We start from the raw sequence: 13,053 nt of genomic DNA on the forward strand, positions 1-13,053 counted from the left end.
CGCCCCCCGGGGCCCATGAGACCAGCCCCAAGGAGCGACGATGTCGGCCCCCAGCCTGACCCCGAGCAAGGCGGCCAGAGTCCGCCCCGCGCAGCCGGCGGACGGCCCGCCCCGGCGCGGCGGATCGTTCGGCAGGAGCCTGAGGCGCAACCTCACCGCGCACGGCTTCCTGATCGGAGCGGTTCTCTGCTTCGCGTTCTTCTCCTGGTACCCCATGGTCCGGGAGTTCCTCCTCGCCTTCCAGAAGACGGACCGGGGCGAGGTCTCCTGGGTCGGCATGGACAACCTGTCCACGGTCTTCAACGACCCGGCCTTCTGGCAGGCGTGGCGCAACACCGCGCTGTTCACCGTGCTGGCCCTGGTCCTCGGCTTCGCCGTGCCGTTCGTCGTCGCCATCGTGATCAACGAACTGCGGCACGGCAAGGGGTACTTGAGGCTGCTCGTCTACCTGCCGGTGATGCTGCCCCCGGTCGCCTCCGTGCTGCTGTTCAAGTACCTGTACGACCCCGGTTACGGCCTGCTCAACGAGGTGCTGGGCTTCTTCGGACTGCCCGAGCAGCAGTGGCTTCAGGACCCCGGCCTTTCCATGCTGTCCGTGGTCATCGCGTCCACCTGGATGAACATGGGCGGCGCGGCACTCATCTACCTCGCCGCGCTCCAGGGCATTCCCGGCGAGCTGTACGAGGCGGCGGAGCTGGACGGTGCCGGACTGCTGCGCAAGATCTGGCACGTGACCATTCCCCAGACGCGGCTCATCCTCTCGCTGATGCTGCTGATGCAGGTCATCGCCACCATGCAGGTCTTCGTGGAGCCCTTCCTGCTCACCGGTGGTGCCGGCCCCGAGGGCTCGACGACCACGGTCGTCTACCTCATCTACCAGTACGCCTTCAACTTCAACGACTACGGTGCCGCGGCGGCCCTCGGCCTGCTGCTCCTCGTACTGCTGGCCGGTGTCTCGGCGGCGTACGTGAAGCTCAGCCGCGTCGAGGACGAGTAGAGCCCGGGGGAATCCGCAGATGTCCACACGCACACTCATTTCACCGGCCCAGCTCGCCCGGCCCCGTGGGAAGCGGCTGTACTGGGTGGTCGTCGGCCTCGTCGTCGCCCTGTTCACCGTGGTCTTCCTGGGCCCGATGTACTGGATGGTCTCCAGCGGTTTCAAGAACACCCAGGAAGCCGTGCAGACCCCGCCGACACTGGTCCCCGAGTCCTTCGAACCCGGCAACTACACGCAGGCCTGGGACGTGATGGACCTGGCGAGCCTGCTGGGGAACACCCTGTTCTACGCGTTCGGCGCGCTCGCCTTCCAACTGGTGTTCGACGTGGCGGCGGCCTACTCGCTGTCCAAGCTCCGGCCGGTCCTCGGCAAGGCGATCCTCGGCCTGATGCTGGCGACGCTGATGATCCCGGCCACCGTGCTGGTCGTGCCGCAGTACCTGACGGTGCTCGACGTGCCGATCTTCGAGCGCAATCTGCTGAACTCGCCGTGGGCGATCTGGCTGCCCTCGGTGACCAACGCCTTCAACATCTTCCTGCTGAAGCGGTTCTTCGACTCGGTCCCCCAGGAACTCCTCGACGCCGCCTCCATGGACGGCGCCTCGCCGATGCGCACCCTCCGGTCGATCGTGCTGCCGATCTCGCGGCCGATCCTCGGCGTGGTGTCCATCTTCGCGATCGTGGGCGTCTGGAAGGACTTCCTCTGGCCCATGCTGACCCTGCCCGACCCGGCCAAGCAGACCCTGAACGTCGGGATCTACTCCCTGTCCAACGGGGTGCCCATGAACGTGCTGATCGCCGCGCTCACCATGGCCTCGCTGCCGACGCTCCTCATCTTCCTGATCTTCCAGCGCAACATCATGAGCGGACTCACCGCGGGAGGACTCAAGGGCTGAGGATCCACCGGCCGAGGCGCTCGCCGCCCGCCGTCCTCCCCGCCTCCCGGCACGTCCCGTCAGACTTCGCCGCCGGCCCGTCCGACGCCCCGCACTGTCCGGGCCGGCGGCGAAGACCCACCCTGCCCGAAAGGACCGTCACGTGGCAGCCCCCACCTCGCACCGCACCGAAGACTGGTGGCGCGACGCCGTCATCTACCAGGTGTACCCCCGCAGTTTCGCCGACGGCGACGGCGACGGCACCGGTGACCTCGCGGGCGTCCGGGCGAGACTGCCCTATCTCGCCGAACTCGGTGTGGACGCCGTCTGGTTCACCCCCTGGTACGTCTCACCGCTCGTCGACGGCGGCTACGACGTCGCCGACTACCGCACCATCGACCCCGCCTTCGGCACCCTGGGCGAGGCCGAGAAGCTGATCGCCGAGGCGCGCGAGCTGGGCATCCGCACCATCGTCGACATCGTCCCCAACCACGTGTCCGACCAGCACGCCTGGTTCCGGGCGGCGCTGGAGGCCGGGCCGGGCAGCGCGGAGCGGGAGCGCTTCCACTTCCGCCCCGGCCGCGGTGAGCACGGCGAACTGCCGCCCAACGACTGGCCCTCCCAGTTCTCCGGCCGTACCTGGACCCGGGTCCCGGACGGCGAGTGGTACCTGCACCTGTTCACCCCGGAGCAGCCCGACCTCAACTGGGCCCATCCCGAGGTGCGCCGGGAGCACGAGGACGTGCTGCGCTTCTGGTTCGAGCGCGGGGTGGCCGGCGTGCGCATCGACTCCGCCGCCCTGCTCGCGAAGGACCCCGCGCTCGCGGACTTCGTGGAGGGCGTCGACCCGCACCCGTACATCGACCAGGACGAGCTGCACGACATCTACCGTTCCTGGCGCAAGGTCGCCGACGAGTACGGGGGCGTCTTCGTCGGTGAGGTGTGGCTGCCCGACGCCGAGCGCTTCGCCCGCTATCTGCGCCCCGACGAGCTGCACACCGCCTTCAACTTCAACTTCCTGTCCTGTCCCTGGGACGCGGCACGGCTGCGCCGCAGCATCGACGACACCCTGGCCGAGCACGCCCCCGTCGGCGCCCCGGCCACCTGGGTGCTCTGCAACCACGACGTCACCCGCACCGTGACCCGGTACGGCCGCGAGGACACCGGTTTCGACTTCGCGAAGAAGGCCTTCGGCACCCCGACCGACCTGGCCCTGGGCACCCGGCGCGCGCGGGCCGCCGCGCTGCTGACGCTGGCCCTGCCCGGATCCGTCTACGTGTACCAGGGAGAGGAACTCGGCCTGCCCGAGGCCGACATCCCGCGCGGGAGCATCCAGGACCCGATGCACTTCCGCTCGGGAGGCGTCGATCCGGGGCGGGACGGCTGCCGGGTGCCGCTCCCGTGGACCGGCGACGCGCCGCACTGCGGGTTCGGCGCCGAGGCGGAGCCCTGGCTGCCGCAGCCGGCGGGCTGGGCGGCGTACGCGGCGGACCGCCAGAGCGCCGATCCGCGGTCGATGCTCTCGCTGTACCGCGAGGCCCTGCGCCTGCGGCGCTCCACCGAGGGGTTCGGCGACGGTCCGCTGGACTGGCTGCCCGCGCCGGACGGCGTCCTCGCGTTCCGGCGCGCGGACGGTCCGGTGTGCGTCGTCAACCTGTCCGCCGCGCCGGTGGACCTGCCCGCGCACCGTGCCGTCCTGCTCGTCAGCGGACCGCTGGACGGGGCCGGGCGGCTGCCGTCGGACACGGCGGTGTGGCTGCGCGCCTGAGGTGTGACGGGGCGGCGGCCCCCCGCCGGCGCGGATGCCGGCCGGGTGCCGCCGTCGCCGGTCGTCCCGCGGCAGGGCAGAATCAGCACAGGAGGCCGCGGGAGGAGGCGACGCGTGCGGGAACGACCATGGCCGGGCGGACTGCGCCGCCCTCCGAATCCCCTGGTGAGCGGGCACCGGGCGGTGCGGGGCGCGCTGCGGTCGCTGTCGGAGTCGCTGGGGGCGCGCAGGCGGCTGGCCTGGCTGAACGCGGCGGACCTGAGCATCGGCACCACGCTGGACGTGCGGCGGACGGCGGAGGAGCTGGCCGACTTCACCGTGCCGGAGCTGGCCGACGGCGCCGCGGTGGACCTGCTGGACTCGGTACTGCGGTTCCAGGACGGCGACCGGACCCCCGTGGGAGGGGACGCGCCGCGGCTCAGGGCCATGGCGGTCTCGGAGGTCGACGGGCTGAACCTCGCGCCCGACCCGGTGGGCGAGCTGACGGTGCACACCGCCGACCGGCTGGGACAGCGCTGCCTCACCACCCGCCGGCCGGTGCTGGTGTCCCGGATGACCCGCTCGGACTTCGCCGTGATCGCCCCCTCGCGCGAGTCCTCGGACATCATGCGCCGGGCGGGCGTCCACTCCTATCTGGCGGTCCCGCTGATCGCCCGCGGGGTGCTGCTGGGCCTCGCCGACTTCGTCCGGGCCGGGCACCGGGCACCGTTCAACCGCACCGACGTGGCCCTGGCGATGGAGCTGGCGTCCAAGGCCGCCGTGTACATCGACAACGCCCGGCTCTACGGGCGCGAACGCGACCACGTGGTCACGCTGCAGCGGGCGCTGCTCCCCCGGTCCGCTCCGAGCACCCCGGGCCTGGACGTGTCCTCGTGCTACGACCCGGCGGCCGATCCGGCCGCCGTGGGCGGTGACTGGTTCGACGTGGTCGCGCTGCCCAGCGGCCGTACGGCCCTGATGGTGGGCGACGTGATGGGGCGCGGACTGGCCGCCGCCGCGACGATGGGCCGGCTGCGCACGGTGGCCCGGACCCTGATGGCGCTGGACATCGCTCCCGAGCGGCTGCTGGCCCGCCTCGACCTGGCCGCCCGTGACCTGGAGGAGGACCAGGTGGCCACCTGTCTGTGCGCGGTCTACGACCCGTGCGGCGGCACCTTCCGCATCGCCAGCGCCGGGCACCCGCCTCCGCTGCTGACCGGGCCCGACGGCACCGTCTCGTTCCTGGAGGTGCCGGCGGGGGCGCCGCTGGGCACGGGGGTGATCCCGTACGACCCGGTCGAGCGGCCGGTGCCCGAGCGGAGCCGGCTGACGCTGTACACGGACGGGCTGGTCAGGTCGCGCGCGACGGACCTGGGCACCCAGCTGGAGCGGCTGCGCGAGGCTCTGGGGGGCGGCGTCCCCGAGGACGGCACCGTGTGCCGGGCGGTCTCCGAGCGGGTCGGCGGCGACCGGTCGGACGACGCCATCGTCTTGGCCGCCCTCGCCCGGCCGCTGGGTCCGGACTGCGACGTGTACGTGCGGGAGCTGCCGCCGGACGGCAAGGCGGCCGGGCAGGCCCGTGCGGCGGTGCGCGAGCAGTTGCGGCGATGGGATCTGGAGGAACTGGTCGACACCACGGAACTGGTGGTGAGCGAGCTGGTCGGCAACGCGCTGCGGTACGGGAACGCCCCCGGGGAGCTGCGGCTGCTGCGGCACGAGCGGCTGTCGGTCGAGGTCTCCGACTCCGGTCCCGACCTGCCGCAGATCCAGCACGCGGACGTGAGCGACGAGAGCGGGCGCGGCCTGCAGCTCATCAACATGATGTGCCGGCGCTGGGGTTCGTGCCGCACCCCCGGGGGCAAGGTCGTCTGGGCCGAGCAGGACCTGCCGGTGCGGGCCGGGGCGCCCGGCCCGCGGTAGCGCGGTCCGCGCTACGCGGCCTTGTCCATCGCGGTCCGCTCGAACTGGGTGCGGTGCAGCTGGGCGTAGCGGCCGTCGGCCACCAGGAGTTCCTCGTGCGTGCCGCTCTCCACGATGCGGCCGCCCTCGACCACCAGGATCCGGTCGGCCGCCCGGACGGTGGACAGCCGGTGCGCGATCACCACGGCCGTCCTGCCCTGGAGGGCCTCGGCGAGGGCTTCCTGGACGGCCGCCTCGGAGGTGTTGTCGAGGTGGGCGGTGGCCTCGTCGAGGATGACGACGCGCTGGCGGGCCAGGAGCAGCCGGGCGATGGTCATGCGCTGGCGTTCGCCTCCGGAGAGCCGGTAACCGCGCTCGCCGACCACGGTGTCGAGCCCGTCCGGCAGGGACCGTACGAGGTCGGCCAGGCGGGCGCGGCGCAGCGCCTCCCACAGGTCGTCCTCGGTGGCGTCCGGCCGGGCGAGCAGCAGGTTGGCCCGGACGGTGTCGTGGAAGAGGTGGCCGTCCTGGGTGACCATGCCGACGGTGTCGCGCAGCGACCGGGCGCTCAGCTCGCGCACGTCGACGCCCCCGACGCGGACGGTGCCGGTGTCGGTGTCGTACAGGCGCGGCAGCAACTGGGCGATGGTGGACTTGCCGGCGCCGGACGAGCCGACGAGGGCGATGGTCTGGCCCGGTTCGGCGCGGAAGGAGAGGCCGTGCAGGACCTCCTCGCCGCCGCGGGTGTCCAGGGTGGCGACCTCTTCGAGGGAGGCGAGGGAGACCTTGTCGGCGGACGGGTAGCCGAAGCGGACGTCGTCGAACTCGACGGCGACCGGACCGTCGGGGACCGGACGGGCGTCGGGCTTCTCGTCGATCAGCGGGGTCAGGTCCAGCACCTCGAAGACGCGCTCGAAGCTGACGAGGGCGCTCATGACCTCCACCCGGGCCCCGGCGAGCGCGGTCAGCGGCGCGTACAGCCGGGTCAGCAGCAGGGCCAGCGCCACGACGGCGCCCGGGTCCAGGGTGCCGCGCAGGGCGAAGAAGCCGCCGAGGCCGTAGACGAGGGCGAGGGCGAGCGCGGAGACCAGGGTGAGCGCGGTGATGAAGGCCGCCTGGGCGGTGGCGGTGCGCACGCCGATGTCGGCGACGCGCCGGGCCCGGTCGGCGAACTCGGCCGACTCCTCCTCCGGGCGGCCGAACAGCTTGATCAGGGTGGCGCCGGGGGCCGAGAAGCGCTCGGTCATCCGGGTGCCCATGGCGGCGTTCAGCGCGGCGGCCTCGCGTTGCATGCGGGCCATGCGGCGGCCCATGCGCCGGGCCGGGAGCACGAACACCGGGAGCAGCACCAGGGCGAGCAGGGTGATCTGCCAGGACAGGGTCAGCATGACGGCGAGGGTGAGCACCAGGGTGACCGCGTTGCTGACCACGCCGGACAGGGTGTTGCTGAAGGCGCGCTGGGCGCCGATGACGTCGTTGTTGAGCCGGGAGACGAGCGCTCCCGTACGGGTACGTGTGAAGAACGCGACCGGCATGCGCTGCACATGATCGAACACGGCCGTCCGCAGATCGAGGATGAGTCCCTCCCCGAGCGTCGCCGAGAGCCGGCGCGAGAGGATGCCGAGCACCGCCTCGGCGAGGGCGATTGCCGCGATGAGCAGGGCGAGGCGCACGACCGTGCCCTCGTCGCCGTCCGACACGATCGCGTCGACGATCTTCCCGGCGAGGACGGGGGTGGCGACGGCGAGCAGGGCGGTCGCCATTCCGAGCAGCACGAACCGGACGATGCGGCGGCGGTGCGGGCGGGCGAACGCGCCGATGCGGCGCAGCGTGGCGCGGGCGAAGGGGCGGCGCTCGTCCTTGGCGTGCATGACGCTGTACAGCTGCGTCCACGCGGTGGTCTCCATACTCATGCGGGAGACGGTAGGACCTCGACCGGCCTTGAGGTCAAGAAGGCGCCGCCGGAGGTCCGTAAGCCCCTGTCCGCGCGTCGGCCACCCGTAGTTGGCGCGACTGGGGGAATGTCTTGTGGTGTGACGACAGCGGTTCGCATCTCCGAGAAGCCACTCCTGCACCGAGTCCCGGTCCGCCGGGTGCTGTGCGTGCTCCCGCTGCTCCTGGTGGGCGTGGTCGCGGTGCGGCACCGGGCCGTGCTGGCGGAGGGGTTGGGACATCTCGCCACGGCCCGCTGGCCCTGGCTGCTGGCCGCGGCCGGCGCGACCTGCCTGACCTGGGTGGCCGCCGCCTGCACCCGGCAGGGCGCGGTGGTGGAGCGGCTGCCCCGGCGGCGGCTGCTGGCCACGCAGTTCGCGGCCGGCGCGGCCAACCACCTGCTGCCGACGGGCCTGGGCGCGAGCGCGGTGAACCTGCGGTTCATGACGGTGTGCGGTCTGCCGCTCGCCCGTTCCTCGGCCGCCCTCGCGCTGTACCTGCTGGCGGAGAGCGTCGGCCGGCTCGCCCTGCTGGGCGCCCTGCTCCTCGCGTTCCCCGGCGCGCTGCGGGTCGGCGCCCTGGTGCCCGACGGGGCGGTGGGACCGCTCCTGGTTCTCGCGGGCGCGGTACCGGTCGTGGCGGTGATGGTGCTGTCGCTGCTGCCGCGGCTGCGCGGGGCGCTGGTCTCCTTCCTGCGGACGGCGTTGGGCGAGGCCCGCTCGGTGCACGCCCGCCCGGCGCGGGTGCTGGCCCTGTGGGGAGGCGCGCTGGCGTTCCCCGCCCTGCAGTGTGCCGCGCTGGTCCTGGTGGGGCGGTCGCTGGGTCTTGAGGTGCCGGCCGGACACATGGCGGTGGCGTACCTCGCGGCGACGGTCGCGGTGGCGCTGGTGCCCACGCCGGGCGGCCTCGGCTCGGTCGAGGCGGCACTGGTCGTGGCGCTGGTGGCGGCGGGCGGGCCGGCGGCCGTGGCCACGGCGGTGGTGCTGGCGTTCCGGCTGCTGACGGTGTGGCTGCCGCTGCTGCCGGGGGCGCTGACGCTGGCGGCGCTGGTGCGGATGCGGGTGATCTGAGGGGCCGGGGCGGACGGTCAGGTGACGGTGACGTGCACCGGGCCGCCGTCGGGATCGACCCGGTGCGTCCAGCGGGCCGACAGGGTCAGCGGGCGGTGCGGGACGGCGGTGGTGAGGCGGCACCGTTCGCGGTGCAGGAAGCGGCCGTCCTGGGTGACGTGCAGGACCGGGCGGGGCAGCGGGACCGCCGTGCGCAGGAGGTACGGGAGACGGTCGGCCGGCGTGACGCGGTTGGGTGCGACACGCAGCAGGGGCGGGGCGGTGACCAGGGGGACACCGGTGGGCCAGTGCGGGTCCGCCCCGCTCGCCCGCGGGCCGTCCTCCAGCCACGCGCGTACGGCGGTGGCGGCGTGCGCGCCCTCGCGGGCCGCCGTGGCGGCGCTCTCGACGGCGTGCAGCACGCTGCCGACCGCGAAGACGCCGGGCCGTGAGGTGCGCAGGGCTCCGTCCACGGCGGGGCCGCGGGTACCGGGGTCGAGGACCAGCCCGCCCCGCCGGGCGAGTTCGTGGTCGGGGACGAAGTCGCCGGTGAACACGACGGTGTCGCAGACCAGCGTGGCCGTACGGCCGTCGCGGTGGCGCACCCGCACGCCCGACAGGCGTCCGTGACCGAGGAGTTCGGTGACGGTGGTGCCGGTGAGGACGGGGGTGCGGTGGCGCAGGCGTGCCTGAAGGGTCCGGGCGCGTGCGGCGGGGGCCCGGGGCGGTTCCGTGACCAGCGCGACCACCTCGGCCCCCGCGGTCCGTACGGTGTCGGCTGCGGCGTGGGAGACGTCCTCGGCGCCGACGATCACCGCGCGGGTGCCGATGTGCTGGCCGTACAGGTGGACCGCCTGCTGGAGTTCGCCGGTGGTGTAGACGCCGGCGGGCCGGGTGCCGGGGACGAGGCGGGCGGCGCGGGGGCGTTCCCGGGCGCCGGTGGCGAGGACGACCGCGTCGGCGCCGGTCGTCCGGGCGCCCTGGGGGCCGACGGTGGTGAGGGCGCGGGGGCCGGCCCAGTCGAGTGCGGTGACGCCGGTGCGTACGTCGGCGCCCGCGCGGACGGCCTCGTCGGCGCGGAGGCGTGCGTAGGCCGGTCCGGTCAGGTCGTGCGGCCAGGTGCCGAAGCCCCGGTGCGCGCAGTGCCGGGGCACTCCCCCGGGTGTCCGCTCCCGCTCCAGGACCTCGACGCGGGCGCCGGTGGCCGCGAGCAGTGACGCGGCGGCGAGTCCGGCCGGGCCGGCTCCCACCACCAGGACGTCGACCCGATGGTGGCTCACCTCTGCGCCTCCTCGAACAGGGCCCGTACCGCCGCCCCGCAGTAGAAGCCCTGGCAACGGCCCGCCCTGGCCCGGGTGCGGCGGCGCAGTCCGTCCAGCGAGCGGGGCGGGATGGGGCCGGCCAGGGCGTCGCGGATCTCGCCGCGGGAGACCCGTTCGCAGTGGCAGACCAGGATGCCGTACTCCGGGTCGGCGGCGACCAGGTCGGGTCGCTGGTGGGGGCGGGGGAACGCCTCGCCGAGGTTGGGCATCCGGACGGGTTCGAGGGTGCGCCGGGGGCCGGGGTCCAGGCCGGTGCCGGCGAGCAGGCCGGTGACGTGCTCGGCGATGGCGAGGGAGGCGGTGAGGCCGGTGGAACGGATGCCGCCGACGGTGACGTAGCCCTGGTCGGGGTGGGCGGTGATCCGGTAGTCGTCGTGCTCGGTGGCGGCGCGCAGACCCGCGTAGACGGCGGTGACCTCCTCGTCCAGCAGGGCGGGCAGGATGCGGCGGCCCTGTGCGCGCAGGCGGCTCAGCCCTTCGGCGGTGGAGCCGGTGTCGCGCTTGTCGTCCATGTCCTCGGCGGTGGGGCCGAGCAGGACGTTGCCGTAGACGGTGGGGGCGACCAGGACGCCCTTGCCGAGTGCGGTGGGGACGGGCAGGAGGATGTGGCGGACGAGGGCGCGGGCGAACTTGTCGTGGACGACGAGCTGGCCCCGGCGCGGGGTGACCGTGAAGTCCTCGTGACCGAGCCGGCGGTCGAGGGTGTCGGCGTGCAGTCCGGCGGCGTTGACCAGCCGGCGGGCGCGCAGCGGGCCGCGCGGCGTGCTGAGCCGGTGGACGCCGTCCGCGTGAGCGGCGTGGGTGACCGGTGAGTCGAGGTGCAGGTCGACTCCGGCACGGACGGCCTGGGTGGCGTACGCCAGGGTCGTCGTCCACGGGCAGATGATGCTCTCGCCGGGGACGTGCAGGGCGCCGAGCGCGCCGGGGCCGAGGTGGGGTTCGCGGGCGTAGAGGTCGGCGGGGCCGAGGACGTCGGTGTCGTGATACTCGTTGCGCCGGGCCTTCTCGGCGAGCCGGGGCAGGGCGGCGAGCTGTTCCTCGTCCCAGGCCACGAGCAGGGCGCCGACGCGTTCGACGGGGATGCCCGACTCGGCGGCGTACTCGGCGAGTTCGCGGGCGCCCTCGCGGACCAGCCGGGCCTCCAGCGAGCCGGGCACGGCGTCGAACCCGGTGTGCAGGATGGCCGTGTTGGCCTTGGACGTGCCCTGCCCGACGTCGTCCCGCGCCTCCACGAGGGCCACCCTCAGCCCCGGGTGCTGCGCGAGCCGCCGGGCGATGGCGCACCCGACGACGCCCGCGCCGACGACGGCCACGTCGTACGGCTCGACGGGCGGGGTCCCCGACGCGGTGACGGTCATGCCCGCCTCCCTCGGCACGACGCGCCGTCCCGGGCACGGCGCTTCCCCTCGGCGGGGACCGGCCGGTGGACGGCCCCGGCGGCGCCGGGCACGGCCGCCGACGCCGGGACGGGCGCCGGAGACGGGCGGGCGGGTCGCCGCGAAGCCGGTCTGGACGGCCGGTCGGGGAGGTGCCCGGCGTCCGACGCGTCCCGGTCGGGCGGGCCGGATCCGGGCCCGGCCGTGCCGGGGCGGTGGACGCCCGTCATGCCGGGTCCCCGGCGAGCAGCGCGGTGACCGCCGTGCGGAAGCGGTCGCGGCGTTCGGCGGCCTCGTCGGCGGTGACTCGGGGCTCGTACACGGTGGTGGGGCCGGTGCCGGGGAGCGCGTCGGCGAGGGCGAGAGCCGGGTCGGCGCCGAGCCGGGCGAGCGCGCCGACGCCGAGCGCGGTGGCGTCGGGCAGCGCGGACACCTCGACCGGATGTTGCAGCAGGTCGGCCTGGGTCTGCATGAGGAGCGCCGAGCGAGTGAGGCCGCCGTCGACGCGCAGGACGGTCAGCGGGGCGCCGAGGTCGGCCGCGGCGGCGTCGGCGAGTTCGGCGACCTGGGCGGCCAGGCCCTCGCACAGGGCCCGCACCAGGTGCCCGGGGGCGGTGTCCAGGCCGAGTCCGGTGAGCGAGCCGCGCAGGTCCCCGCGCCACCAGGGGGCGGCGAGTCCGGCCAGCGCCGGGACGAAGGTGACACCGCCCGCGTCGGGCACCGTGGCACCCACCGGGTCGAGGTCGGCGGCGCCGGTGAGGACGCCGAGGTCGGTGAGCCAGCGTACGGCGGAGGCGGCCGTGTACACCTGCCCGTCCAGGCAGTGGTCGGTGCGTCCGCCGAGCCGCCAGGCGACGCAGGCCGCGAGGCCCGAGCCGCCCCGGTGCGGGGTGTCGCCGGTGTGGGCGAGGAGGAACGCGCCGGTGCCGTAGGTGCACTTGGCGGTGCCGGGTTCGGTGACGCGCTGGGCGAGCAGGGCGGCCTGCTGGTCGACGGCGAGGCCGGTGAGCGGGAGTTCGGGGCCGAAGGCCGTGGTCGTGCCGACGTGGGCGGCGTTGTCCACGATGTCCGGGAGCCGTTCGCCGGCCAGTCCGTACAGCTCCGCGGCGCGTCGCGACCACTCGGCCCGGTCGAGGTCGAGAAGGCCGGTGCGGGAGGCGGTCGCGGCGTCCGTGACGTGGGCGCCGGTGAGGCGGTGGACGAGCCAGGTGTCGGAGGTGGTGACGTGGCCGGCGCGGGTGAGGTGCCGTCGTGTCCAGGCCATCTTGGGCGCGGCGAAGTACGGGTCCACGGGCAGGCCGGTCAGGTGGCGCAATTCGGCCGCGTGGTCGGCGAGTTCGGCGCAGACGGGTTCGGCGCGGCGGTCCTGCCAGACCAGTGCGTCGGTGAGCGGGCGGCCGGTGGCCGGGTCCCAGGCGAGCACCGTCTCGCCCTGGTTGGCCAGACCCACCGCGGTGACCGGCTCACCGGCGTCGGCGAGTGCGCGGCGACCGGCGTCCACCACCGAGCCGTACAGCTCCCGCGGGTCCACCTCCACCAGACCGCCGGGCAGGTACCGGGGGCGCACGTGCGCGAACCCGGTGCCGACGACGCCGCGTTCGGGGCAGACGACCAGCGCCTTGGTACCGGACGTGCCCTGATCGACGGCGAGCACGCACTCCGGCACCGCCCACCTCCAGGCTCACGCGCCGACCGTCTCGGCGATCACTGCGCGCCAGCCTGCCCGTGCGGCCACAGCGCGTCAAGGGCGGCTGATCGTCGGTCGGTTGGCGCTGGTGGCGAAGGTTTTGTGCCGCTCGCTCAAAAGCGAACAGAGGCGGAACCTCCGCCTCTATAGTGTGCGCCGACCGATCGACC

General features: G+C 74.3%; 9 protein-coding genes. 5 read left to right on the forward strand and 4 right to left on the reverse strand.

All coding sequences use genetic code 11. From position 1 onward, the window contains the following. Nucleotides 1-40 precede the first annotated feature (40 nt). The 4 genes from EV562_RS03635 to EV562_RS03650 all read left to right on the forward strand — a co-directional run bounded on the left by EV562_RS03635 (nucleotide 41) and on the right by EV562_RS03650 (nucleotide 5,538). On the forward strand, nucleotides 41-997 hold the full coding sequence (locus EV562_RS03635) for a sugar ABC transporter permease (RefSeq protein ID WP_133885155.1): 957 nt from the start codon (nucleotides 41-43) through the stop codon (nucleotides 995-997). 19 nt (nucleotides 998-1,016) lie between these two features. Beyond that, on the forward strand, nucleotides 1,017-1,892 hold the full coding sequence (locus tag EV562_RS03640; RefSeq protein ID WP_133885156.1) for a carbohydrate ABC transporter permease: 876 nt from the start codon (nucleotides 1,017-1,019) through the stop codon (nucleotides 1,890-1,892). A gap of 142 nt (nucleotides 1,893-2,034) precedes the next feature. Then, nucleotides 2,035-3,639, forward strand: coding sequence for a glycoside hydrolase family 13 protein (locus EV562_RS03645; RefSeq protein ID WP_133885157.1), 1,605 nt, complete (start codon nucleotides 2,035-2,037; stop codon nucleotides 3,637-3,639). A 114-nt stretch (nucleotides 3,640-3,753) separates the two neighbouring features. Continuing rightward, the gene (locus EV562_RS03650) at nucleotides 3,754-5,538 is read left to right on the forward strand and encodes a SpoIIE family protein phosphatase (protein WP_133885158.1); all 1,785 of its coding nucleotides are present in this window, start codon (nucleotides 3,754-3,756) and stop codon (nucleotides 5,536-5,538) included. An 11-nt stretch (nucleotides 5,539-5,549) separates the two neighbouring features. Here the strand turns inward: EV562_RS03650 and EV562_RS03655 are convergent, their stop codons facing one another. Further along, a complete protein-coding gene (locus EV562_RS03655) occupies nucleotides 5,550-7,424 on the reverse strand; it encodes an ABC transporter ATP-binding protein (protein WP_133885374.1) in 1,875 nt (624 codons plus the stop codon). A gap of 195 nt (nucleotides 7,425-7,619) precedes the next feature. On the opposite strand from EV562_RS03655, the gene EV562_RS03660 reads away from it, so the two are divergent. Further along, nucleotides 7,620-8,519 (forward strand): lysylphosphatidylglycerol synthase domain-containing protein, encoded by a 900-nt coding sequence (locus EV562_RS03660; RefSeq protein WP_133885375.1) that lies wholly within the window; start codon nucleotides 7,620-7,622, stop codon nucleotides 8,517-8,519. A gap of 17 nt (nucleotides 8,520-8,536) precedes the next feature. Here the strand turns inward: EV562_RS03660 and EV562_RS03665 are convergent, their stop codons facing one another. From EV562_RS03665 to EV562_RS03675, 3 genes are all read right to left on the reverse strand, one after another. Continuing rightward, nucleotides 8,537-9,778, reverse strand: coding sequence for an FAD-dependent oxidoreductase (locus EV562_RS03665; RefSeq protein ID WP_133885159.1), 1,242 nt, complete (start codon nucleotides 9,776-9,778; stop codon nucleotides 8,537-8,539). After that, nucleotides 9,775-11,178 carry an FAD-dependent oxidoreductase gene (locus EV562_RS03670; RefSeq protein WP_133885160.1) on the reverse strand — a complete coding sequence of 468 codons (1,404 nt, stop codon included), beginning with the start codon at nucleotides 11,176-11,178 and terminating at the stop codon, nucleotides 9,775-9,777. The genes EV562_RS03665 and EV562_RS03670 overlap by 4 nt, the downstream gene beginning before the upstream one ends. Nucleotides 11,179-11,422: 244 nt before the next feature. Continuing rightward, complete coding sequence (locus EV562_RS03675; protein WP_133885161.1) at nucleotides 11,423-12,862, reverse strand: FGGY family carbohydrate kinase; 1,440 nt, start codon at nucleotides 12,860-12,862, stop codon at nucleotides 11,423-11,425. Nucleotides 12,863-13,053: the final 191 nt, after the last annotated feature.

It is taken from the genome of Streptomyces sp. BK208, assembly GCF_004364245.1.
In the GTDB taxonomy this organism is placed as follows: domain Bacteria; phylum Actinomycetota; class Actinomycetes; order Streptomycetales; family Streptomycetaceae; genus Streptomyces.